At 60.0% G+C, this 462-nt stretch carries 1 pseudogene; it reads left to right on the top strand.

The window, feature by feature from the left end:
- A pseudogene (locus JMV15_RS27945) lies at nt 1-309 on the top strand (DUF1120 domain-containing protein); the annotation flags it as partial.
- Nucleotides 310-462: the final 153 nt, after the last annotated feature.

Genomic DNA, 462 nt, shown 5'->3' with positions numbered 1-462 from the left:
TTCACCGTGCTGCCCAGCCAGATGCTTGATCTGCACGTGCTGTGCGCCCGGCCCATGCTGTTTGCATTGGTGGGCATCGACAATCGTGCCGAGTCGTCACTGGCGCCCGACTACTTCTATGGGCTTGGAAGAAACATACACGCCCCTGAGGAGCGTCTCGGTTCAGTAGCGTTGTCCTATCGCGACGCCCTGGGCGACTCCCAGCCGCTGCAGGTACTGGCCTCCATCCACAGCGGCGAGACCTGGTCACAAGACCCCAATGCCTATCCACGCTCCTACATGGCCTTCGCGCCGCCCGGTGACCGTTAGCCAGAGTTCATCAGCCAGTTGCTGGTCAGGCTGCAGGTGGACACGGCCATCAACTTTTCGCAGTACCTGACACTGGACCAGGAAGTCCCCGTGACCGGCTCCATCCTCCTGGATTTGCGCTTCCTCTGACCCAACTATAGCATAATGGCAAAC

Origin of the sequence: Pseudomonas paracarnis (assembly GCF_904063055.1) — a bacterium.
Taxonomy (GTDB): Bacteria; Pseudomonadota; Gammaproteobacteria; order Pseudomonadales; family Pseudomonadaceae; genus Aquipseudomonas; species Aquipseudomonas paracarnis.
This window is presented reverse-complemented; position numbering and strand designations above follow the sequence as displayed.